The 23,282-nt window shown below is 65.4% G+C and carries 21 protein-coding genes; 14 read left to right on the forward strand and 7 right to left on the reverse strand.

Features of this window, described 5'->3' with window-relative positions:
* Window positions 1-40: 40 nt before the first annotated feature.
* Together ompR and H9K76_RS15775 are read left to right on the forward strand one after the other, a co-directional pair.
* Window positions 41-772, forward strand: coding sequence for an osmolarity response regulator transcription factor OmpR (gene ompR, locus H9K76_RS15770; RefSeq protein WP_166066900.1), 732 nt, complete (start codon window positions 41-43; stop codon window positions 770-772).
* A 218-nt stretch (window positions 773-990) separates the two neighbouring features.
* Window positions 991-2,538: a sensor histidine kinase gene (locus tag H9K76_RS15775; RefSeq protein WP_187596302.1), complete on the forward strand. Its 1,548-nt coding sequence runs from the start codon at window positions 991-993 to the stop codon at window positions 2,536-2,538.
* A 112-nt stretch (window positions 2,539-2,650) separates the two neighbouring features.
* Here the strand turns inward: H9K76_RS15775 and ispF are convergent, their stop codons facing one another.
* Window positions 2,651-3,160, reverse strand: coding sequence for a 2-C-methyl-D-erythritol 2,4-cyclodiphosphate synthase (gene ispF / locus H9K76_RS15780; protein ID WP_187596303.1), 510 nt, complete (start codon window positions 3,158-3,160; stop codon window positions 2,651-2,653).
* A 31-nt stretch (window positions 3,161-3,191) separates the two neighbouring features.
* Window positions 3,192-3,935 carry a 2-C-methyl-D-erythritol 4-phosphate cytidylyltransferase gene (ispD, locus tag H9K76_RS15785; RefSeq protein ID WP_187596304.1) on the reverse strand — a complete coding sequence of 248 codons (744 nt, stop codon included), beginning with the start codon at window positions 3,933-3,935 and terminating at the stop codon, window positions 3,192-3,194.
* Between the two features lie 196 nt (window positions 3,936-4,131).
* Here ispD and mfd point away from each other — a divergent pair, with 196 nt between their 5' ends.
* From mfd to H9K76_RS15815, 6 genes are all read left to right on the forward strand, one after another.
* Window positions 4,132-7,599: a transcription-repair coupling factor gene (gene mfd, locus H9K76_RS15790; protein ID WP_187596305.1), complete on the forward strand. Its 3,468-nt coding sequence runs from the start codon at window positions 4,132-4,134 to the stop codon at window positions 7,597-7,599.
* Window positions 7,600-7,783: 184 nt separating this feature from the next.
* Window positions 7,784-7,954 (forward strand): DUF3149 domain-containing protein, encoded by a 171-nt coding sequence (locus H9K76_RS15795; RefSeq protein ID WP_187596306.1) that lies wholly within the window; start codon window positions 7,784-7,786, stop codon window positions 7,952-7,954.
* Window positions 7,955-8,099: 145 nt separating this feature from the next.
* Window positions 8,100-8,813, forward strand: coding sequence for a phosphoserine phosphatase SerB (gene serB / locus H9K76_RS15800; RefSeq protein WP_187596307.1), 714 nt, complete (start codon window positions 8,100-8,102; stop codon window positions 8,811-8,813).
* 213 nt (window positions 8,814-9,026) lie between these two features.
* On the forward strand, window positions 9,027-9,812 hold the full coding sequence (locus H9K76_RS15805; protein WP_187596308.1) for a MetQ/NlpA family ABC transporter substrate-binding protein: 786 nt from the start codon (window positions 9,027-9,029) through the stop codon (window positions 9,810-9,812).
* Window positions 9,813-10,190: 378 nt separating this feature from the next.
* The gene (locus tag H9K76_RS15810; protein ID WP_223196251.1) at window positions 10,191-11,033 is read left to right on the forward strand and encodes an AzlC family ABC transporter permease; all 843 of its coding nucleotides are present in this window, start codon (window positions 10,191-10,193) and stop codon (window positions 11,031-11,033) included.
* A complete protein-coding gene (locus tag H9K76_RS15815; RefSeq protein WP_187596309.1) occupies window positions 11,030-11,350 on the forward strand; it encodes an AzlD domain-containing protein in 321 nt (106 codons plus the stop codon). Before H9K76_RS15810 ends, H9K76_RS15815 begins: the two co-directional genes overlap by 4 nt.
* A gap of 89 nt (window positions 11,351-11,439) precedes the next feature.
* Here H9K76_RS15815 and H9K76_RS15820 read toward each other — a convergent pair whose 3' ends face one another.
* Window positions 11,440-12,078: a LysE/ArgO family amino acid transporter gene (locus H9K76_RS15820; RefSeq protein ID WP_187596310.1), complete on the reverse strand. Its 639-nt coding sequence runs from the start codon at window positions 12,076-12,078 to the stop codon at window positions 11,440-11,442.
* Window positions 12,079-12,148: 70 nt separating this feature from the next.
* Between H9K76_RS15820 and H9K76_RS15825 the strand changes: the two genes are divergently transcribed.
* The gene (locus tag H9K76_RS15825) at window positions 12,149-13,048 is read left to right on the forward strand and encodes an HTH-type transcriptional regulator ArgP (RefSeq protein ID WP_187596311.1); all 900 of its coding nucleotides are present in this window, start codon (window positions 12,149-12,151) and stop codon (window positions 13,046-13,048) included.
* Window positions 13,049-13,102: 54 nt separating this feature from the next.
* Here the strand turns inward: H9K76_RS15825 and H9K76_RS15830 are convergent, their stop codons facing one another.
* A complete protein-coding gene (locus H9K76_RS15830; protein ID WP_187596312.1) occupies window positions 13,103-13,972 on the reverse strand; it encodes a LysR substrate-binding domain-containing protein in 870 nt (289 codons plus the stop codon).
* Window positions 13,973-14,162: 190 nt separating this feature from the next.
* On the opposite strand from H9K76_RS15830, the gene H9K76_RS15835 reads away from it, so the two are divergent.
* The 5 genes from H9K76_RS15835 (at window position 14,163) to H9K76_RS15855 (ending at window position 20,510) form a co-directional block, all read left to right on the forward strand.
* The gene (locus H9K76_RS15835; RefSeq protein ID WP_187596313.1) at window positions 14,163-15,209 is read left to right on the forward strand and encodes a putative 2-aminoethylphosphonate ABC transporter substrate-binding protein; all 1,047 of its coding nucleotides are present in this window, start codon (window positions 14,163-14,165) and stop codon (window positions 15,207-15,209) included.
* A 230-nt stretch (window positions 15,210-15,439) separates the two neighbouring features.
* Entirely contained in the window at window positions 15,440-16,516 is a 1,077-nt protein-coding gene (locus tag H9K76_RS15840; RefSeq protein ID WP_187596314.1) for an ABC transporter ATP-binding protein, read from the forward strand.
* Window positions 16,513-18,327 carry a putative 2-aminoethylphosphonate ABC transporter permease subunit gene (locus H9K76_RS15845; protein WP_187596315.1) on the forward strand — a complete coding sequence of 605 codons (1,815 nt, stop codon included), beginning with the start codon at window positions 16,513-16,515 and terminating at the stop codon, window positions 18,325-18,327. The genes H9K76_RS15840 and H9K76_RS15845 overlap by 4 nt, the downstream gene beginning before the upstream one ends.
* A gap of 54 nt (window positions 18,328-18,381) precedes the next feature.
* On the forward strand, window positions 18,382-19,497 hold the full coding sequence (locus H9K76_RS15850) for a TIGR03364 family FAD-dependent oxidoreductase (protein WP_187596316.1): 1,116 nt from the start codon (window positions 18,382-18,384) through the stop codon (window positions 19,495-19,497).
* 563 nt (window positions 19,498-20,060) lie between these two features.
* Window positions 20,061-20,510, forward strand: coding sequence for a group III truncated hemoglobin (locus H9K76_RS15855; RefSeq protein WP_246475057.1), 450 nt, complete (start codon window positions 20,061-20,063; stop codon window positions 20,508-20,510).
* Window positions 20,511-20,513: 3 nt separating this feature from the next.
* Here the strand turns inward: H9K76_RS15855 and H9K76_RS15860 are convergent, their stop codons facing one another.
* The 3 genes from H9K76_RS15860 to H9K76_RS15870 are packed head-to-tail and all read right to left on the reverse strand — an operon-like array spanning window position 20,514 to window position 23,230.
* Complete coding sequence (locus H9K76_RS15860; protein WP_187596318.1) at window positions 20,514-20,723, reverse strand: DUF3820 family protein; 210 nt, start codon at window positions 20,721-20,723, stop codon at window positions 20,514-20,516.
* A gap of 20 nt (window positions 20,724-20,743) precedes the next feature.
* Complete coding sequence (locus H9K76_RS15865) at window positions 20,744-21,739, reverse strand: Bug family tripartite tricarboxylate transporter substrate binding protein (RefSeq protein WP_187596319.1); 996 nt, start codon at window positions 21,737-21,739, stop codon at window positions 20,744-20,746.
* Window positions 21,740-21,784: 45 nt separating this feature from the next.
* On the reverse strand, window positions 21,785-23,230 hold the full coding sequence (locus H9K76_RS15870) for an amidase (RefSeq protein ID WP_187596320.1): 1,446 nt from the start codon (window positions 23,228-23,230) through the stop codon (window positions 21,785-21,787).
* Window positions 23,231-23,282 lie beyond the last annotated feature (52 nt).

Below are 23,282 nucleotides of genomic sequence, written 5' to 3' on the forward strand. Positions count from 1 at the left end.
GTCAGAATCGGCTCTGTTACAAATTGGACTGAGGAAAGTCATGGCCACAACAACCAACCGTACCGACAAAGTTCTCGTAGTGGATGACGACGCACGCATCCGTGATCTGCTGCGCCGCTATCTTACTCAGGAAGGGTTCGAGGTGATGGTTGCCGAGGACGGCAAGGCCCTCAATCGCATCCTGCTGCGGGAAACGGTGGACCTGATTGTGCTGGACCTGATGATGCCCGGCGAAGACGGTCTGTCCATCTGCCGACGCCTGCGCGCCGCCAACGACCGCACGCCCATCATCATGCTCACGGCCAAGGGCGAGGACGTGGACCGCATCGTCGGCCTGGAAGTCGGTGCCGATGACTACCTTGGCAAGCCCTTCAATCCCCGTGAGCTGCTGGCCCGCATCCATGCCGTGCTGCGCCGCCGTCCGCCGCAGGAGGCCCCTGGTGCTCCGTCCGGCGACAACGAGGTCGTCACCTTCGGCCCGTTCACCTTCGATCTGGGAACGCGTGCCCTGCAGAAGAACGGCGAAGAGCTGCCGCTCACCACGGGCGAATTCGCCATGCTGAAGGCCCTGGTGCGCCACCCGCGCCAGCCGCTGTCGCGTGAAAAGCTGGCCCTGCTGGCGCGCGGCCGCGAGTTCGAGCCCTTCGACCGCAGCCTGGACGTGCAGATCTCGCGCCTGCGCAAGCTGGTGGAAGTGGACGCCGCAGCGCCCCGCTACATCCAGACCGTGTGGGGCGTGGGCTATGTGTTCGTACCGGACGGAACGAGCTGATCGCCCGCAACCACGCGCCGCGTCCGCGGCGTCGCCCGGTTCTGCCTCGGGCAGGCGAGCCGGGCGAAATCCACCGGACGGCCTGCATGCATCACCGCAGCACCCCACGGCAATACCCTGGTGTGCGCCCTGCATGACGACAGGCATGAACCGCAAAGGCAGAGCGGCCTGAGGCCACCTGCCCCTTCCCGCCCCATCTCCCGAGAATGCCGCCCTCCATGAGCGCACATCGCCAAGAACCCGCCTATCCAGACGCCACCAGCCCCGCTCCGCTGGAGCGAAGCAGCAAGCGCGCCGCTGCACAGCGCTCGCGGGTGGGCCTGAATCTCTTCTGGCGCACCTTTTTCCTGCTGGCCCTTCTGCTGGTGGGAAGCATCCTGGCCTGGCTGCAGACGCTGCGCGCACTCGAGTTCGAGCCGCGCACGCTGCAGACCGCGCAGCAGATCGCCTCGCTGGTCAACCTGAGCCGCGCTGCGCTGGTGCATGCCGATGCGATCGCGCGCGTCTCGCTCATCAAGACCATGGCGGACCAGGAAGGCGTGCGCATCCTGCCCCGCGAGCCCGGCGACCGCTTCGAGCATCTGCCGCAATCGGCCCTGGGTGCGCGACTGACGGAGGAGCTCACCCGGCGCCTCGGCCCGGGCACCATCCTGGCGAGCAGCGTGAACGGCGAGGCCGGCCTGTGGGTGGGCTTCACCATCAACGGCGATCCCAACTGGCTGCTCATGGACCGCTCGCGCCTGTCGGCCGCCAGCGGCAAGACCTGGATGATCTGGCTGATCACGGCAGGGGCCCTGTCGCTCGCGGGTGCCGCCGTGATCGCACGGCTGATCAACAGGCCGCTCAAGCAGCTTTCGTATGCGGCCAACAAGGTCAAGGATGGCGACTTCGCCGCCAGCCAGCTCGACGAGGAGGCCGTGACCAGCGAGATCCGGGAGGTGAACATCGGCTTCAACCGCATGGCGCAGAAACTGGCCAAGCTGGAGCAGGATCGCGCCGTGATGCTGGCCGGCATCTCGCACGATCTGCGCACCCCGCTGGCCCGCCTGCGCCTTGAAACCGAAATGAGCGTAAACGACGATGTCGCGCGCGAGCACATGGTGGCCGACATCGTGCAGCTCGATGCGACGATCGACAAGTTCCTGGACTACGCACGCCCCGACGCCGTCACGCTCACCCCGGTGAATCTCTACGGCGTCGTGTCCTCCTGCGTGTACGCCGTCCAGGACCACCGCGAGCTGCAGATCAGCATGTCGGTGCCCGACAACCTCAACGTGCTGGTCGACGAGATCGAACTGGCCCGCGTGATCTCCAACCTGCTCGAGAACGCGCGCCGCTATGGCAAGAACCGGGAGACCGGCGTGGCCACGGTGGACATCACCGCGAAGTCCTGGGACAAATGGGTGCTGATCAAGCTGCGCGACCACGGCAACGGCGTGCCGCCCGAACAGCTGGCCAACCTCACCAAGCCCTTCTTCCGCAGCGATTCCGCGCGCACGGCCGCAGCGGGCGCCGGGCTCGGGCTCGCGATCGTCGACAAGACGGTGCAGCGCATGGGTGGCATCTTCGCTCTGGCCAATGCAGCCTCCGGCGGATTGGTGGCGCACATCCAGCTGCAGCGCGTGGCCGAGTTGCCCAAGGGCGCAGATCCCAAGCAGCGCCTGCAGCGGCCCCAGGTAAAGCGGCATCTGCCGCCCCGTCCCGGCGAGCACCCGCGCGGCGATACCCAGCCGATGCCGATCGGCACGGATCCGGGCAACGACTGAAGGCCTTTGCGCAATGGGGCGGCCAGGCCAGCCCCAGCGCTTCAGCCCCATTGGGCCCATTGGGCCGCCGCATCAGGCCGCAAACATCAGGCGATGAAAATGCGGCCGCCCATCATCTCGGGAACAGCATCACCGCGGCACGGGCCTCGATGGCAGCGCCCTGCCCGACCGGCCCCAGCCGCTCCGCCGTCTTGGCCTTCACATTGACCTGCCCGGCGGGCAGGCCCAGCGTCAGCGCGATGCACTCGCACATGGCGGCGATATGGCCCGCAAGGCGCGGAGCCTGGGCGATCACCGTGCTGTCCACGTTTCCGATCTCGAAACCCGCGGCGCGAACGCGCCGGGCGGCCTCCGCCAGCAGCACGCGGGAGTTGGCTCCCTTGAACTGCGGATCGGTGTCGGGGAAATGCCGGCCGATGTCACCCAGCGCGGCGGCACCCAGGAGCGCATCGGTGATCGCATGCAGCAGCACGTCGGCATCCGAATGGCCAAGCAATCCCGACGTATGCGGGATCTCCACGCCGCCGATGATCAGCTTGCGCCCGGGTACGAGCGCATGAACATCCCAGCCTTCGCCGATGCGAAATGGAGGCACGAAAGAAGAAGTCGAAGAGGTCGTCATGTTCGTCTATCCAGAATTCAGGCCGAGGATCTCAGGCCGGGGCGCGCGAGCGTCCACGCTGCAGAAGCACGGCCTCCGCGAGGGCAAAGTCCTCGGGATAGGTCACCTTGAAATTCTGCGCGCTGCCGGGCACCAGCAACGGCTTCAGGCCTTGTGCCTCGATCGCGCTCGCCTCGTCGGTGATCCCTGCAAAACCCGTTGCCGCATGATGGGCGAGCGCCCTGTGCAGTACCTCTGCCCGGAACATCTGCGGGGTCTGCGCGAGCCACTTGTCACCACGCGCAATGGTCTCGGCGACGCGGCCGTCCACCGAACGCTTGAGCGTGTCCGGCAGGGGCAGCGCGAGCAGGCCGCCAACCTCGTCGACCATGCAGGCGTCGATCAGTGCATCGATCTGCGCGGGCGAAATCAGGCAGCGCGCGGCGTCATGCACCAGCACCCAGTCATCGGGCCGGGCCTCGCCGGTTTCCAGCAGATGGGAGAGTCCGTTGAAGACACTGTCGGCGCGCGTTGCGCCGCCCTTCTCGATCACGTTCCAGCATGCATCCGGCACGCTGGACAGCGTATCGTCGCCCGCCGTCACCACCACGTTCACGCTGGCAATGCGTGCAACGCCCGCAAAGGCGGCCAGGGTGTGCTCGACCAGCAGCTTGCCTGCGAGGGGCTGGTATTGCTTGGGCTGCACCGTACCCGCGCGTGCGCCGATACCGGCGCTGGGCAACAAGGCATGGCAGCGAACGCTCGTTGCGTTCGCCTGGGTTTCTGCTTGGTTCATCTTGGCGGCGATTGTAGAAGCTGTCCTGCGGGGTGACGGTCCATTGCACAGCAGAGACACCACTCCCGCCCATGAAAAATGGCGTCCGTAGAATATGCATCTCCCCGCTGCCCACGCCGCGGGGTTTTGTCGTTTTTTGAGTCTATTCTTGACCGTCTCCGACTCCGCTTTCTCTTTTGAAGACCGATCAGCCATCATGGACCTGCCCAAACTCTCGCCCGGAAAACGCTTTGCCATGCCCCGTCCCGCCGGATCGGCGGATGCGCTGCTGCTTGCCCAACTGGCCGAGCGCGAGAAGGCCGGCAAGCGCATCGTGGCGATCGTCACCGCCGACGCGTCCGACGCGCAGCGCCTCATCGGCGAGATGGCGTTCTTCGCGCCCGGGTTGCGCTGCGCGCTTTTCCCCGATTGGGAAACGCTGCCGTATGACACCTTCTCTCCGCACCAGGACCTGATCAGCGAGCGGCTGGCCACGCTGTGGAGCATCTCGCAGGGCGAGGCCGATGTCGTGCTGGTGCCTGCCACCACGGCGCTGTACCGCGTGGCGCCGCCCTCCTTCCTCGCGGGCTACACCTTCCATTTCAAGACCCGGCAGAAGCTGGACGAAGCCCGGCTGCGCGCGCAGCTCACGCTGGCGGGCTACTCGCATGTCTCGCAGGTGGTGAGCCATGGCGAATACGCGGTGCGCGGTGGACTGATCGACCTGTTCCCCATGGGCTCGCACGTGCCCTACCGCGTCGACCTGTTCGACGATGAGATCGATTCGATCCGCACCTTCGACCCCGACACGCAGCGCAGCCTCTACCCCGTTCCCGAGGTGCGCCTGCTGCCGGGCCGCGAGTTCCCCATGGACGACGAGGCGCGCGCCAAGTTCCGTCACCGCTGGCGCGAACTGCTGGAGGGCGACCCCACCAAGAGCCGCATCTACAAGGACATGGGCAATGGCGTCGCGACGGCCGGCATCGAGTACTACCTGCCGCTGTTCTTCGATGAAACCGCCACGGTGTTCGACTACCTCGGGGGCGACGCAACCGTGGTGCTGCATGGCGACCTCGAATCGTCGTTCCAGCGCTTCTGGCAGGACACCCGCGAGCGCTTCCGCCTGGTGCAGGGCGATCCCGAGCGCCCGGTGCTGCCACCCGAGACCCTGTTCCTGAACGCAGACCAGTTCTACACATGCGCCAAGGACCATTCGCAGCTCGCGCTGCGGCCGGGCGTCGAGGACGTGGAGGACAACGCGCACTTCCAGAAGCTCGATGACCTGTCGGTCATCCGCGGCGCGGAAGACCCTCTCGCGAAGCTCCACGCCCACATCCTGTCCACCCGGCATCGGGTTCTGCTGCTGGCGGAGAGCGACGGCCGGCGCGAAAGCCTGCTGGATTTCCTGCGCGCCTCGAAACTCGATCCACCGGCATTCGACTCGCTGGAGGAGTTCCAGAAGACGACCGAGGAAAAGATCGGCATTGCCACGGCCAACCTGTTCAACGGCTTCAACTGGGTCCAGGGCGGCATCGACTTCGTCACCGAGACCGAGCTGTTCGCGGGCGGTACGTCCTCGCGCCGTCGCCGCAAGCAGGAGCAGGTGAGCGACGTCGATGCGCTGATCAAGGACCTGTCCGAGCTGAAGGTGGGCGATCCCGTGGTGCACAGCGCCCATGGCATCGGCCGCTACCTGGGCCTGATCAACATGGACATCGGGCAGAAGAATCCCGACGGCAGCCCCGCGATGCAGGAGTTCCTGCACCTGGAATACGCCGACAAGGCCGCGCTCTACGTGCCCGTGAGCCAGTTGCACCTGATCAGCCGATACACCGGCGTCTCCGCCGACGAGGCACCGCTGCACAAGCTGGGCAGCGGGCAATGGGAGAAGGCCAAGCGCAAGGCGGCCGAACAGGTGCGCGATTCCGCGGCCGAGCTGCTCAACATCTACGCGCGCCGCGCCGCCCGCCAGGGCCACGCGTTCCGCTTCAACGTACAGGACTACGAGCAGTTCTCCAATGATTTCGGCTTCGAGGAAACCGCCGACCAGAAGGCCGCGATCCATGCCGTGATCCAGGACATGATCAGCCCGCAGCCGATGGACCGCCTGGTCTGCGGCGACGTGGGCTTCGGCAAGACCGAAGTGGCGCTGCGTGCGGCGTTCGTCGCTGCCATGGGCGGCAAGCAGGTGGCACTCCTCGCGCCGACCACGCTGCTGGCCGAGCAGCATTTCCAGACGCTGGTGGACCGCTTCTCCAAGTGGCCGATCAAGGTGGCCGAGGTCTCGCGCTTCCGATCCGGCAAGGAGATCACTGCGGCGATCAAGGGCATTGGCGAAGGCACGGTCGACATCGTCGTTGGCACGCACAAGCTGCTGTCGGAATCCACCCGATTCAAGAACCTGGGTCTGCTGATCATCGACGAGGAACATCGCTTCGGCGTACGCCACAAGGAGGCGATGAAGGCCATGCGCGCCGAGGTGGACGTGCTCACGCTCACGGCCACGCCGATCCCGCGCACCATGGGCATGGCGCTCGAGGGCCTGCGCGACCTGTCGGTGATCGCGACCGCGCCGCAGCGGCGCCTGGCCATCAAGACCTTCGTGCGCAACGAAGGCACGGGCGTGATCCGCGAGGCGGTACTGCGCGAGCTCAAGCGCGGCGGCCAGTGCTACTTCCTGCACAACGAGGTCGAGACCATCGAGAACCGCAAGCAGCGGCTCGAGGAGATCCTGCCCGAGGCGCGCATCGCCGTCGCGCACGGCCAGATGCCGGAGCGCGAACTGGAGAAGGTGATGCGCGACTTCGTCGCACAGCGCTACAACATCCTGCTGTGCTCGACCATCATCGAGACCGGCATCGACGTGCCGACCGCCAACACCATCCTGATCAGCCGCGCGGACAAGTTCGGCCTTGCGCAGCTGCACCAGCTGCGCGGCCGCGTGGGCCGGTCGCACCATCAGGCCTATGCCTACCTGATGGTGCCGGACATCGACGGCCTGACCAAGCAGGCGGCGCAGCGGCTCGATGCGATCCAGCAGATGGAGGAGCTCGGCTCGGGCTTCTATCTGGCAATGCACGACCTGGAGATCCGGGGCGCCGGCGAGGTGCTTGGCGAGAACCAGAGCGGCAACATGATGGAGATCGGCTTTCAGCTCTACAACGAGATGCTGTCCGAGGCCGTGGCGTCGCTCAAGGCGGGCAAGGAGCCCGATCTGCTCTCGCCGCTGTCCGTCACCACCGACATCAACCTGCACTCGCCGGCCCTGCTGCCAGACGACTATTGCGGCGACGTGCACCTGCGCCTGTCGTTCTACAAGAAGCTCGCGACCGCGCGCACCACCGACCAGATCGACTCGCTGCTCGAGGAGATCGTCGACCGCTTCGGCAAGCTGCCCGCGCAGACGCAGACACTCATCGACGTGCATCGCCTGCGCGTGATGAGCCAGCCCTATGGCGTGGTGAAGGTGGATGCCGCGCCGGGCGTCATCAACATCACCTTCAAGCCCCATCCGCCGATCGATCCGATGAACATCATCCAGCTCGTGCAGAAGAACAAGCACATCAAGCTGGCAGGCAACGACAAGCTGCGCATCGAGCGCGAGCTGCCCGATCCCAAGGACCGCGCCCACATGGTGCGCGACATCCTGCGCAGCCTGGGCAAGCCCACCACGGCCGCCGCCTGACCTGGGCCGGCCCATCCGCTTATTCGCTCATCCGCTCATTACTTCTTCTTTTGACGCACCACAACTCACAATAACTTCTACTTGGCCATAGTTCCTTTGTCCCATCGACGACCCACAGCGTGCAGACGATCTCCGCGCAAAGCGAACGTCCACGCGCTCCTGCGAAAGACAGAAGGAAATTGCCATGAAAGCACTGAGCGATCTTTTTTCGACCGACTACGGTCTGATGTCCATCATCGGCCTGGGTTTCATCGTATGCATGGGAGGCTTCTTCACCTGGCTGTTCACGCGCAAGCCGCCCCAGGTGCCCGAGGCGTCCCGTGCATCAGATGGGCCCAAGGCACCGCGCAAGTAAGCGCTCCGCATCACCCCGATCCACCACAGGGGGCGGCCCTTGCCGAGGGGCCGCCCCCGTGGGCACCCCCTGTTCTCTTTCCCCGCACGCGCCGTTCGCACTACCATTACGGCTTTTCATCTGCATTGCGCATCGGTAAGAAGAAATGCCCCAAGCCACAGAATTTGCTCCCGGCCTCGTCCTGCGCGGCGTGACGGCTCCGCTCAAGCTCGCTGACTACAAGCTGATCGCGTTCGACATGGACTCCACGCTCATCAACATCGAATGCGTGGACGAGATTGCAGACGCCGTGGGCCGCAAGGCCGAGGTGGCGGCCATCACCGAGGCCGCCATGCAGGGTGTCATCGCCGACTACAAGGAAAGCCTGCGCCAGCGCGTGGCCCTGCTCCAGGGCGTGACGACCGAAGACCTGGACCGCGTGTTCACCGAGCGACTGCAGTTCAACCCCGGCGCGAAGGAGTTGATCGACGCGGCCAAGGCCGCCGGACTCAAGACGCTGCTGGTCTCGGGCGGTTTCACCTATTTCTCCGACCGCGTGAAAAAGCACCTCGGCATCGACTTCGCGCGCTCCAACGTGCTCGAGGTCGAGAACGGCGTGCTCACCGGCCGCATGGTAGACCAGCCCTGGGGTGACATCTGCGACGGTGCGGAAAAGCGCCGCACGCTGCTCGAGATGGCCTCGCTCATGGGGATCGATCCGAGCGAGACCATCGCCGTGGGCGACGGCGCCAACGACCTGCCGATGATGGGCGAGGCCGGCATTTCCGTGGCCTTCCATGCCAAGCCCACCGTACGCGCGCAGGCCAAGGTCGCCATCAACCAGGGCGGCCTCGACCGCCTGCTGGAAGTGGTTCGCTGAAGCGTATCAGCGCCGTTCTGATGCAGGCGGCATCGATTCGTTGGTTATTAAATATCCATTCAATATATGGATATGAATTTAAAAACGAGGCGCCCGTCAACGCGAAGAACTACACTAGCGTTCTGTTTGCAGTTCCCCGCATCGGTCCGCCACGGGCCGGCGGGGAACGGACGACCACCACATAAAGACACCTTTTTTGAGGATCATCTGGACATGTTGAAGAAATCTCTGACCGCCCTGGCCCTGGCCGCCCTCGCTTTCGGTGCACAGGCAGCCGACGTTCTCAAGGTTGCCGCCACCTCCGTGCCGCACGCTGAAATCCTGAACTTCGTGAAGCCCCAGCTCAAGGCCGACGGCGTGGATCTGGAAGTCAAGGAGTTCAGCGACTACGTGCAGCCCAACGCCGCAGTGGAAGACAAGCAGCTCGACGCCAATTTCTTCCAGCACAAGCCCTACCTCGACAGCTACAACAAGGACCGCAAGTCCTCGCTGGTCGAAGTGCCCAACGGCAAGGTGCACGTGGAGCCCTTCGGTGCCTACTCCAGCAAGATCAAGAACATCAAGGACCTGAAGGACGGTGCGACGATCGCCATCCCCAACGATCCATCGAACGGCGGCCGCGCGCTGATCCTGCTGGCCAAGCAGGGCCTGATCGAGCTTAAGGACGCCAAGAGCCTCACACCCACTCCGCTCGACGTGGTGAAGAACCCCAAGAAGCTGAAGTTCAAGGAACTCGAAGCCCCCCTGCTGCCTCGCGCGCTGGGTGACGTCGACGTGGCCCTGATCAACACCAACTACGCCATCGAAGCCAAGCTGAACCCGACCAAGGACGCTCTGTTCATCGAAGGCGCGGACTCGCCCTACACGAACATCGTTGCAGCCCGCGCCGACCGCGCCAACGATCCGATCATCGCCAAGCTGATGAAGGCCCTGCACTCCGCCGAGGTGAAGAAGTTCATCCAGGAAAAGTACAAGGGCGCCGTCGTCCCGGCATTCTGAGCGGCCAGCATGGGGATCACCATCCACGGATAATCCCCGCTTTCGCGGCTACGCCTGAAAAAGCGCTGTTTCGACAGCGCTTTTGTTTTTTGTTCAAGGGCGGATTTGATTTTTTTCTTCACAAGTTGAGGGACGTGGATTGCGATGCATCGAGCAGCGGGCCAACGAAGTGGCCAAGGCGATCGAACCGTCAGCCACAACGCCGAGACAGGGCTTGAGACGAGGCGTCGCCGACGCAGACATACCTTGCGGTAGGCAAGGAGGTGCAACGAAGGATCAAGCCCTGTATCGGCGCCTGCGCACGAATGGCCGATCGAAGCCGCATGGAAGCACGCCGGAGGCCACCCGCACGCAAGCCCTCGTGGATTCCGGCATTCCGTGAAGAAGAACCAGAGCCGTTTTGAAACCGTTTTTGTGGACCCAGCAGTGACACCCCAGGAGCAGAACTCCATCTCCAACACCGATCCATCTTCCCAGCCGACGGTGCCGGGCCGGGAGGATGGGGCGGGCGCGCTCTTCAAGGCAGGCGTGATCGCCTGCCTGCCGACCATCCTCGGCTACTGGAGCATCGGCTTTGCTTGCGGCGCCATCGGCACCGTATCGGGGTTCTCGCCGCTGGAGATCGTCCTGCTTTCGGGGCTGCTCTATGCCGGCTCGGCGCAATTCCTGTTCTATTCGCTGTACGCGGCCGGCGCAGGCGCGCTGTCGATCGTGGCCGGCGTGCTGCTGATCAACCTGCGCCACATCCTGATGAGTTCGTACATGGCGATGTATTTCCAGCGCTCCACAGCCATGCAGAAGCTCATCGGCGGCGCCCTGCTCACCGATGAGACCTTTGCCGTCGCGGTGCAGTATGGCAACCGGCACGGGGATCTCCCGTTTGCCTGGCTGCTCGGGCTGAATGTCACGGCATGGCTGAACTGGATTGTGGCCAATCTCATGGGCGCGCTGCTCGCCGCCGCGCTGCCCGAATCGCTGGTGCACGGGCTCGGCTTCAGCCTGGTGTCGATGTTCATCGCCCTGCTCCTGATGACGTGGCTTGCCAGCCGCCAGCGCATGCTGGAGTTGCTGGCGGTCGCCATCTCCGTGCTGGTAGTGGCCGTGTTCGTGAAGCGGCTCGAAGCCAATCTGGTGATCCTGCTTGCCACGGTGAGCGCTGCCACGGTCGCCACGGTGGTGCTCAACAGGCAACGGGAATCCCGGGGAGGCCCACGGCCATGAGTACCTCAGGCTATGTCGCGCTGCTGGTCAGCGCACTCGTCACCCTGCTGCTGCGCGTGCTGCCCATCCTGCTGATGTCGCGCATGCGCCTGGGCGCCACCGCGCGCAGCTGGCTGGGCTTCATCCCCGCGTCCATCATGGCGGCCATGGTCGCTGCCGAGTTGATCCTCAAGCCCGAATGGAGCAGTTCGGGACTCAGCATCTCCGCACTCGCCGCCGCCGTGGCCACGGTCTGCGGGCTCATCTCCCGCAGCCTGTTCGTGACGGTGCTTGCCGGCGTGGCCGCGTTCATGGGGCTGCAGTTCTGGCTCGGCTGAGGCCGCCATCCGGAAGACAACCAGCAGACGACTGGCAGACGACTGGCAGACAAGGGGCTACAGCCTGGAGCCCCCCCCCCCGCAGCGGTTCATGCGCCCTGCAGTCCCTGGTAGACCCACCAGGCCAGCACGAACATCATCGCGCCGGTGAGGGTGTCCAGAACGCGCCATGCGCGCGGATTGGCGAACACACCCTGCAGCTTGCGGCCTGCAAATGCCAGCACCACGAACCAGGTCAGGCTGGCGCTTGCCGCACCCACCACGAAGAACCATTTGGCCATGCCGTCCTGCTGCGCGCCGATGGAGCCGATCAGCACCACCGTGTCGAGGTACACATGCGGATTGGCCAGGGTGATCACCGCCAGGGCGCTCAGCACGGTGAGCAGGCTGCGCTCGGCCTTGGTGCCCGAGGCGTCGAGCTTCTGGTCTGCCGCGAAGAATGCGCGGTGCCACGCAAACAGGCCATAGGCCAGCAGGAACAGTGCGCCGCCGAGCGTGAGGTAGTGCGCAAGCGTCGGCGATGCGCCCAGGATCTTCGCCATGCCGGCCACGCCGACCGCCACCAGGATGGCATCGCTCAGCACGCACCAGGCCACGCACGCACGCACGTGCTCGCCCTGCACCGCCTGCCGGAGCACATAGAGATTCTGTGCGCCGATCGAGACGATGAGAGAGAGACAGACGGTGAAGCCTGCGAGCCACGAAGAGGATGCTGCGGTAGAGAACATGGCCTCGATTTTCCGCGTCGCCAGAATTTAAGTAAACTTAAAATGTCTAAAGCATATTAAGGAATGCTAAATGCTCGACTACCCTGGACTGGAAGCCCTGGCTGCCGTGGTGCGCGAGGGCAGCTTCGAGCGCGCGGCGCGCAGGCTGCACGTCACCTCATCGGCCGTGTCGCAACGCGTCAAGCAGCTGGAGGAACGCGTCGGCCAGGTACTGATCCTGCGCGGCACGCCCTGCACGGGCACCGATGCCGGCAAGCGGCTGTGCCTGCATGCCGAGCAGGTGGCCCTGCTGGAAAACGAGCTGCGCCGCAGCAATCCGGACCTGATGACCGATGCGCCCATTCCCACGCTCAAGCTGGCGGTGAATGCCGATTCGCTCTCCACCTGGTTCATGGACGCGATGGCCGAATTCACCTCGGCGGGCAACGAGCTGCTGGACCTGCGCATCGACGACCAGGACCACACGGCACAGCGACTGAAGGAAGGCGAGGTGATCGGCGCGGTGACCGCGACCGGCACCACCATCACCGGCTGCAACACCTGGCCGCTGGGCACGATGCGCTATGTCGCGGCGGCCAGCCCGCGCTTCGTCGAGCAGTACTTCGAGGGCGGCGTGACGCCGGCAACGCTGGCGCTCGCGCCCATCATGACCTATGACCGCAACGACAAGCTGCAGGACCGCTGGATGCACCAGTACCAGTTGGCGGCCCCCCGCTCGGCGCCGCCACGGCACTTCATTCCATCGAACTATGGCTACGTGCGGGCCTGCGAGGTCGGCATGGGGTGGGGCATGCATCCCACGGTGCTGATCGAGCAGCAACTGGCCCAGGGCACGCTGGTGGAACTGCTCCCGCGCAAGCCGCTCGACGTGCCCATGTACTGGGCGCACCCCAGGTCGGCGCAGGCCTCGCTGGAGCGGCTGACCCAGTGCGTGATGGCCGCGGCCAAGCGCTGGCTGGAGGCCGTGTGACGGCGCTCGACGTGCCGCGTCGCTCGGCCTGCTGAGGAAGCCCCCCCGCGCTGATCAGCCCCCCGGCAGCGGCGTGCACTCGGCCAGAAACGCCGCGATCAACCGTGCCTCGCGCCGCTCCTTCAGGCAGTAGAGATACTCGTCGATGCGCGGCACCTCATCGTCGAATCGGAGCACCACCAGCTCGGGATGGGCCGAGGCCTCGTGCTCGGCAAACACGCTCACGCCCATGTTGCGGATGATGGCCTCGCGCACGGCCTCGCGGCTGGCGATCTCCATGGTGCGCTGCGGGGTGACCTCCGCCGCGGCCAGCATCTCTTCCATTTTCTCGCGCGTCATCGAGCCGTGCTCGCGCGTGATCAGGTCGCAGCCGGCCAGTTGCTTCACACGCACGGACTGGTAGCGCGCCAGCGCATGCGTGCGATGCACCACCAGCGTCAGCGGATCGGCCCCCAGCAGCACGCGCAGCAGGCGGGCGTCGTCCTCCCTGTGCGACGAGGTGGCCAGATCGACGCGGAACTCACGCAACGCCTCGCCCGTCTGGCGGGAATTGCCTGCACCGATCACGACATCCACGCGCGGATATTTCTGCTGGAAGCGCTTGACGATGTCGAGGATGTAATACGGCGCGGCGGCTCCGATGCGCAGTTGCCCCTGATCCTCGTCGCCCGCATTGCGCAGCGCGAACTCCACATGGTTCTGCTGCTGCAGCAATGCATCGACCATGGGCAGCAGCCGCACGCCGTCATCGCTCACCACCAGCCGCCCGCCCTGCCTGCGAAACAGCTCGATGCCGTAGTGCTCCTCCAGGGCACGGATCTGCGTGGTCACCGTGGGCTGGCTCAGCCCCAGATGCTTGGCGGCCAGCGTGATGCTGCCCAGCCTTGCGACCATGAAGAAGGATTTCAGTTGTGTGACAAACATGTGAATCGACGCGGATCTCGGAGCCTCGCGCATTTCACCACAGGCGGGCGACACAAATTCGCCAATACGGGCTTTCGAAAATTTCGGTTGCGTGACACAGACATTTCACATCCGTTGCCTACATTCGATCGCACTCCACATTCGCTCCCTGGGGGCGACGTATCAACCAACCTCCGAAATCCAACCTGTCATGCGCAACTCTCTTGCCTCCTGGTCTCGCCGTGCCACCATCGCAGCAGCCGCAGCCGTCTCGCTGCTGGGCGCCGCCTCCCTGGCACATGCGGCCAAAACCGAGCTGCTGGTCTACTCGGCACTCGAAGCAGACCAGATCAAGGCCTACAAGAGCGGCTTCGAGAAGGCCCACCCTGACATCGAGCTCAAGTTCGTGCGCGACAGCACCGGCATCATCACCGCGCGCCTTCTCGCGGAAAAGGCCAACCCGCAGGCCGACGTGATCTGGGGCGTGGCCGCCACCTCGCTGATGCTGCTGGACAAGCAGGGCATGCTGGCTCCCTATGCACCCAAGAACCTCGCGAAGGTGCGCTCGACCATGCGTGATCCCAACGCCACACCCACCTGGGTGGGCATGGATCTGTGGTCTTCCGCCATGTGCTTCAACACGGTCGAGGGCGACAAGCGCAAGGTGGCCGCGCCCGCGAGCTGGGCCGACCTGACCAAGCCCGAGTACAAGGGCATGATCACCATGCCCCACCCCGCATCGAGCGGCACGGGCTACCTGATGGTGGCCGCATGGCTGCAGATGATGGGCGAGGACAAGGGCTGGGCCTACATGGACGCGCTGCACCAGAACATGGGCGTGTATACGCACAGCGGCTCCAAGCCCTGCCGCCAGGCAGGCGCCGGCGAATTCCCGATCGGTCTGAGCTTCGAGTACCGGGCCAACAAGACCAAGAAGGACGGCGCGCCCATCGACATCATCTTCCCCAAGGAAGGCCTCGGCTGGGACGTGGAAGCCACGGCCATCATGAAGACCAGCAAGAAGCAGGAGGCCGCCAAGCTGCTGGCCGACTGGTCCGCAACGCCCGAAGCCAACAAGCTCTATGCCGCCAACTTCGCGATCCTGGCCTTGCCCGAGGCCCAGGAGAAGATGGACTTCGTGCCCGCCAACCTGGAATCGATGCTGGCCAAGAACGACTTCAACTGGTCGGCCGCCAACCGCGAACGCATCCTGGCCGAGTGGAGCCGCCGCTACGAAGCCAAGGCGGAGAAGAAGTAATCACCCCCTGAGGCGCTTCGCGCCTTCCCCCTCTCTCGCTTCGCGGGAGGGGGACACCACCAGCGCGGCGGGGCGGCCCTTGCGCGGTGGTTGCTGGCGTGGCCTGCTCCGCGGCCGTTCGATCTGAAGTGCCGTAGTGATTCAAAGGCTGCGCCCTGGGCTCCCAGGGCCGCCGATTGGGGGAGAGCGTCTTGCTCTCCCTTGCCCATTCAAGTTGAAGGTGACACCCCATGCTGCGCATTGAACACATCGTCAAGCAGTACAACGACAATCCGGTGCTGCGCGGCATCGACCTGGACGTGCAGGCGGGCGAATTCGTCAGCCTGCTCGGCCCTTCCGGCTGCGGCAAGACCACGCTGCTGCGGATTCTCTGCGGCATCGAGCAGGCCGACCAGGGGCGGATTCTTTTCAACGACTCGGACATCACCACGCAGCCTGCGGCCAAGCGCGGCTTCGGCGTGGTGTTCCAAAGCTACGCGCTGTTTCCCAACCTGACCGCAGCGCAGAACATCGCCTTCGGACTGAAGGGCCAGAGCGCCACCAAGGCGCGCGAGCGGGTAGAGGAAATGCTCGCGCTGGTCGGCCTGTCCGCCCAGGCCCAGCGCTATCCGGCCCAGCTCTCGGGCGGACAGCAGCAACGCATTGCCCTGGCCCGCGCACTCGCCCCGAAGCCGCGCCTGCTGCTGCTCGACGAGCCGCTCTCCGCGCTCGACGCCCAGGTGCGCACCGAGCTGCGCAGCGAAATCCGCGCGCTGCAGCGCCAGCTCGGCATCACCTGCATCATGGTCACGCATGACCAGGAGGAGGCACTCACGATGGCCGATCGCATCGTGCTGATGCACCGGGGACGCATCGAGCAGCAGGGCTCGCCCGAACAACTCTACGCGCAACCCGTGAGCCAGTTTGCCGCGGGCTTCGTGGGCCGCATGAATCTTCTGCCCGCCACCGCGCTGGACGACACACACGTACGCATCGGCGAGGCGGACGTGGTGTGCGCCGCGCCCGCCTTCAACCCGGGCGAGCCGCTGCTGGTGGGCGTGCGGCCCGAGAGCGTGGTGCTGCATCCCGCGCATCCCACGGCGCTCACCAACCTGTTCCGCGCTCGGGTGACGGAGACATCCTTCCTCGGCCCCATGGTCCTGGTAAAGCTCTACAGCCCCTCGCTCGATTGCCAGATCGATGCGCAATGGCCCCTGCGCCACGACTCCCAGCTGCCCGAATGGCTGCAGGGCGAGGTGCTGATGGAGCTGCCCGCTGCCGCGCTGCAGCCGCTGGTCGCGGCAGACATGCTCCGGAGGGCGGCATGAGCCTCGCATGGAATGCCTCCTCCGCCACGCTGCCCCTTCCCGGCAGCACCTCGGGCAGCACATCCGGCAACACCTCCGGCGGCAGCTCTGCACAGGCGCGCGAGAAGCCACGCAGCCAGCCCGCGGGCCCCATCGAACCGCAAAGCCGCCCTGCCCTGAACGCGGAGCGAATCTGGCTGGCGGTGCTGGTCTTCGGCATGCTGGCCCTCTTGCTGTTCGCAATCGCCATGCCGGTCGCCGCGCTGCTCGGCCACAGCTTCTGGACGAGTGACGGCCGGTTCAGCGGACTCGCGCAGTACATTCAGTACGCCAGCACGCCGGGTGTCGGCCGTTCGCTGTTCAACAGCCTCTGGATCTCTGCCTTCAGCGCGACGCTGTGCGTGGCGCTGGCCTATGTCTATGCCTACGGCGTGATGCGTACCTGCATGCCGCTCGCACGCCTCTTTCGGGCGATCGCGCTGGTGCCGCTGCTGGCGCCGTCGCTGCTCATGGCGATCAGCCTGATCTATCTGTTCGGCACCCAGGGCCTGCTCAAGGGCCTGCTGATGGGACAGACGGCCTACGGTCCGTTCGGCATCATCATCGGATCGGTGCTCTGGACATTCCCGCATGCGCTGATGATCCTGTGCACCACGCTGGCCTCAGGCGACGCACGGCTGTACGAGGCGGCAGCAACGCTGGGCGCCGGGCGCTGGCGCAGCTTCTGCCAGGTCACGCTGCCGGGCAGCCGCTACGGCCTGATGATCTCGTGGATCGTCGTGTTCGTGCTGGTGGTGACCGATTTCAGCGTGCCCAAGGTGATCGGCGGCAACACCCAGATGCTGGCCACGGATATCTACAAGCAGGTGATCGGCCAGCAGAACCTGTCGATGGGCGCGGTGGTCGCCATGCTGCTGCTCGTGCCCGCGGGCCTTGCGTTCGCGGCCGAGCGCCATCTGCGCTCGCGCCAGGCGGCCAGCATGGCCGTGCGCTCCGTCCCCCTGGTGCCGCAGCCCCACGCGCCGATCGATCGTGCGCTGCTGGTGTACTGCTGCGTGGTCGGCGGCGCGCTGCTGGCGGTGCTGTTCACGGCCGTGTTCGCATCGCTCGTGAGCTACTGGCCCTACAACCTGAAGCTGAGCCTGAAGAACTACCAGTTCGACATGATGGACGGCGGCGGCTGGGCAAGCTACGGCAACTCGCTGCTGATGGCGGCATCGACGGCCGTGATCGGCGCCTCGCTGAGCTTCCTCACCGCCTACCTGGTCGCCAAGCCGACCGGCTTCGCACGCACACGCCAGTGGCTGCACGCGATCGCGACGATCCCCATGGCCGTGCCGGGTCTGGCGCTGGGACTGGGCTACATCCTGTTCTTCAACTCCACCACCAACCCATTGCATTTTCTCTACGGCAGCCTGTCGATCCTGGTGCTGTGCAGCGTGGCCCATTTCTTCTCCGTGGCGCACATCACGCAGCTCACCGCGCTGCAGCAACTCGACAGCGAATACGAACGTGTCGCCGACTCGATGGGCGTGCCGTTCTGGACCCTGCTGTGGCGCGTGCACCTGCCCGTCTGCCTGCCGGTGGTGGCGCAGGTGGCCGGCTACTTCTTCGTGAATGCCATGACCACGGTGTCGGCCGTCGTGTTCCTCTACTCGCCCGAGACCACGCTGGCATCGGTGGCCGTGCTGTCCATGGACGATGCGGGCGACATCGCCCCCGCCGCCGCCATGGCCACGATGATCTTCGTGACGGCGGCACTGGGGCGCCTCCTGATCGGCGCGCTCGACGCCTGGCTGCACAGGCGCACCCAGCACTGGCGCCATCGCTGAGCGGTCCCCTCCTTCACTTTCCTTTTTTCTCCTTGTCTTTTCTGGATTGACCCAATGAAGAACTACGACGTGATCGTGGTCGGGGCAGGCATCGTCGGCCTGGCCCATGCCTATACCGCCGCCCTGCGCGGCCTGAAGGTGCTGGTGATCGAACGCGATGCGGCCTGCATCGGCGCGTCGATCCGCAATTTCGGCTTCGTCACGGTCACCGGGCAGCGCGCGGGTGACCACCATCGCCGCGCCATGCGCTCGCGCGACATCTGGGCCAGCATCGCGCCGCAGGCGGGAATTGAGGTGGTGCACAGGGGCCTCTGGCTCACCGCCCGCCGCCCTGCGGCACACGCCGTGCTCGAGGCCTTCATGCAGACCGACATGGCACAGGGATGCGAACTGCTCGCGCCGGACGAAGCCAAGACGCAGCACCCCGCCCTGCTGACCGACGGCCTGCAATCCGTCCTCTACAGCCCGCACGAGCTGCGTGTGGAGTCGCGCAGCGCCATTCCGCGCCTGGCAGCCTGGCTGCGCGAGCACAAGGGCGTGGACTTCCGCTACGGCGAGGCCGTGGTCGAGATCGACGCCCCCCGCGTGCGCACGACCGGCGGCCACTACCATGGTGAACGCGTCGCGGTATGCACCAACGCCGCGCCTGGAGACCTTTTCGCGCCGGTCTGGTCGCAGCACAACGTGCGCCAATGCCAGCTGCAGATGCTGCGCGTGAAGCCGCAGGCCGGATTCCAATTGCAGGGATCGGTGATGGGCGATCTCAGCCTCGTGCGCTACGAGGGCTACTCGGCACTACCCAGCGCCGCGGCACTGCGCGCGCAGCTCGAACGTGAGGAATCCGCATCACTGGCCCACGGCATCCACCTGATCGCCGTGCAGAGCGCCGACGGGTCGCTGGTCGTCGGCGACTCGCACCACTACGGCGCCAGCGTGGAGCCATTCGCCAGCGGCCAGGTCGATGAACTCATCCTGCGCCACCTGCGTGAGGCCCTGGACCTGCGGGAGGCCACCGTGACCGAACGCTGGGTGGGAACCTACCCCTCCTCCAGCGAGGTGCCCTGCATCGTCCACGCCCCGCAGGACGCCGTGCGGGCCGTCACCGTGACCAGCGGATCGGGTGCAAGCACCGCACTCGGGCTCGCCGAAGAGGTGTTCGCGGCCTGGTGATTCATCAGGCCGTCGTTGCCGGGGAAGCAGCGCACGCCGCTCGTGCAGGCGCCATTGGATGAAAAAAGAAGGCGAGGCCTTTCTTCCGAAAAGCCTCGCCTCTCTCACTGTGGCACCCTGGGCACATGCTCCATGGGTGCCGCCCCTCGATTTTCCAGCGAACCCGACGTCTCGAAGCTTGCCGATGGGCACAGCACCGCGTCTTGCGTCGACATGCGCCCCACTCGCTCCACATGCCTCGATGGGTCGCCGGAACCTCACCTCCCCCTGGTGGTCGACCTGGAGTGACCGTGAGATTAGGCACACAGGCCGCAAGGCACCCGTTCGTAAATCAAGGAGCCGCCGATGTTCACACTGGTTGACAAACCATGGCACAAGGCGATGCCGCATCCCCATTGGCGGGCGCTGTCAATAGAGAGGACGTGATGAATTGCACCAACCTTGACGTGTGCAAAGGCGCATATCCGACAACCATGGGACATTCAGGGCCTGCATCCGGCACGGTCTCACCCTGACATCTCCAGCCGGTGCCTGTCCACCTGCCGCACATGTCTCCAAACTCCATGCCTCCTCACGCTCCATCTGCACTGAACCAGGAAGCCATTGCAAGGCTGGTCCGCGACTTCTATGGCGATGTGCTGAAGGATGAACTGCTCGGACCGGTCTTTCGCGCTGAAATCGGGGAGCACTGGGACGCGCACCTGCAACGCATGGTGGATTTCTGGTGCACGGTCATGCTGGGCAGCAAGTGCTTTCGCGGCAATCTCGTGCATCGGCACATGCAATTGCGCGGTGTGACGCCGGCCCATTTCAACGCCTGGATTCAGCTGTGGACACAGCACACCCAGCACCGTTTCGACAGCGCCAGCACCTACAAACTGCGCCGCGTGGCGCATGACATCGGCAGGCAGCTGTTTTCCAGCTACTTCAATGGCCGGGAGCATCAGGCACCAGCGAACCCGCCGGGCCCGTCCGTGCACAAGCATGCCGACGGGGGACGCAAGGCCTCCTGAGACTTATCTGCGCAATGGCCTGAGCAGTTCGTGCAGGCCGTTGTGGTCGATCTCGAACATCAGCTCCAGCAACTGGCCGATGCGGCCCTGCGGGAATCCCTCCCTCGCGAACCAATGCAGGTAGTTGGCCGGCAGGTCGGCAATCATCGTGCCCTGGTGCTTGCCAAAAGGCATGGGAGTGGTGAGCAGTTGTTCGAGATCTTCGGCTTTCAACGACAGGGTTCCTTGTGGGTTCAGTCGGCTCTGATGCTGGCGCGCGCAGCAACGGCGCGCATCTGCGGCTGCTCCTGCTCCACGCGCTCGAGCAGCGCCTTGCCGGAGCTCCACTGCGGGTTGAGCCCGACGTCCTTGAGTCTCTTCTGAACATCGGGCTGCGCCAGCGTGGTTTTCAACGCGGCCTCTATTTTCGCCTGGATCGCGGGGGGCAGTCCCGCAGGCCCCAGCAGGCCGTACCACGCTTCGGCCTCGAAGCCGGGATAGCCGCTTTCGGCAATCGTGGGCACATCGGGCAGCAGCGGCTGGCGTGCCGCGCTCAACGATGCAATCGCCTTCAGCTTTCCGGAGCGCAGCAGCGGCGACGATGCCACCACCGTGTCGATGGCCACGGGCACCTGCCCACCCATCACCGCCGTGAGGCTCTGCGAGCTGCCATTGAACGGCACATGGGTCATGTGCGTGCCCAGCGTGGACTGCAGCAGCTCGGCACCGAAGTGGGCAGAGGATCCCGAGCCAAAAGAGGCATAGCTCAAGCCGCTTTCCCGGGATTTGCCCTGTGCCACCAGCTCGGCCAGATTGTTGATCTTTGCCTGCGGGCTGGCCACCACCACCAGCCCCATGTTCGCCACCGATCCCAGCATGGTGAAGCTCTTGACAGGGTCATACGGCAGCGATTGGCGGATCGCCGCATTGAGCGTGAGCGTGCTGTTGGAGCCCAGCAGCAGCGTGTACCCATCGGGCGCAGACTTGGCCACCATCGACGCTGCCACCATGGTGCCGGCGCCCGGCTTGTTCTCCACGATGACCGGCTGGCCCAGCTTGTCCCCCATGGACGTCGCGAGCAGGCGCCCCAGGATATCGGTCGCGCCGCCTGCCGCGAACGGAACGATCAGCTTGATCGGCCGCTGCGGATAGTCCGACTGCGCCATGGCATGCGGGCCGGCCATTCCGCCCAGTACCGCGATGGCCGAGGCTGCAACGCCCTTCAGAAATTGCTGACGTGTCATTCCCATCGAGATGTCTCCTTGATATGTTTTCGGGGATGAGGGTGGATGTCGTCACCGTCCATCCAGCAGCGGGCTGCGCACCTTCGACGCCCCGCTCGCCTGGTCGTAGGCGTGGCCCAGTTGCAGCACGCCGAGGTCGTCCTGGCCGCGCCCGATGATCTGCAGGCCCGCGCCGACGGCAGCCGGCACCGAGAGCGCGGGGAGGCCCGCCATGGTGGCGCCGATCACGGTCTGCATCCAGCGGTGGTAGGTGTCCATCGACCGACCGGCCACCTGGTGCGGCCAGTCGAGTTCCGCCTTGAACGGAAAGACCTGCGCCGACGGCAGGATCAGCGCCTCGTACTGCTGGTGGAGCTTGCGCAGGCACTCATACCATGCCGAGCGCACGCGCGCCGCGTCATACACCTGCATGGCGCTGAGCGCCAGGCCACGCTCCATTTCCCAGATCGCCTCGGGCTTGAGCAGGCGGCGCTTTTCTTCGTCCAGATACAGCGCGCGGTTGGTTCCCGCAAACTGGAAACTGCGCAGGTCCAGCCACGCACGCCACAGGCTTTCGAAATCGAAATCGGGAACGACGCGCTCGACCTTGCAGCCCAGGGATTCGAAATGCACGAGCGCCTTCTCGCAGGCATCGAGCAGGCCGGGTTCGGTAGGCAGGTGACCACCCAGGTCGCCGAGCCACGCCAGCCGGGCGCCCTTGAAGTCGCGCGCCAGCGGCCCGGAAAAATCGACGGCGTCGCTGCGGGTGAGCGGCAACCGCGCATCGCGCCCGCTCAGCACCGACAGCAGCAGCGCCAGGTCGGGCACGTTGCGCGCCATGGGGCCGCCCACGCTGAATTGCTGGAAGAACACCTCCTCCGAAGGCCCGTGCGGAATGCAGCCCACCGAAGTGCGCATGCCGAAGACATGGTTGAATGCCGCCGGCGTGCGCAGCGAGCCCATCATGTCCGAGCCATCGGCCACCGGCAACATGTGCAGCGCCACGCTGACCGCCGCGCCGCCGCTGCTGCCGCCCGCGGAGAGCGAAGGATCGAACGCGTTGCGCGTGATGCCATAGACCTCGTTGTAGGTGTGCCCGCCCAGGCCGAACTCGGGAGAGTTGGTGCGGCCGATGAAGAGCGCTCCCGCTGCGCGCATGCGCTCGAAGGCCACCGCATCGGCCTGCGTCACCTGCCCCTTGAAGATCGGCGAGCCCTTGGTGGTCACCATGCCGCGCGCGGGCATGATGTCCTTGGGTGCCTGGGGAAACCCGTGCAGCACGCCCAGGCTTTTGCCGCGTGCGAGCTGCGCATCGCGCTCCGCGGCCTCAAGCAGCAGTGCCTCGCGCGGCATCGGCGCGACGATGGCATTGACCGTCGGATTGAACCGGTCCACCTGTGCCCAATACGCCTGCAGCACCTCGACGCAGGAAACCTCGCGTGCATGAATGGCCTGCGACAGCCCTGTGGCCGTCATCCCGGTGATGCCTGTGGTGTCTGTAGTGTCGGTCGGGCTCATGGCGGGGCTGTCTCCTTGTACTTCGACGGGTCCTGGATGGGAATTACGGCGT

This window comes from Diaphorobacter ruginosibacter (assembly GCF_014395975.1).
In the GTDB taxonomy this organism is placed as follows: Bacteria; Pseudomonadota; Gammaproteobacteria; order Burkholderiales; family Burkholderiaceae_C; genus Diaphorobacter_A; species Diaphorobacter_A ruginosibacter.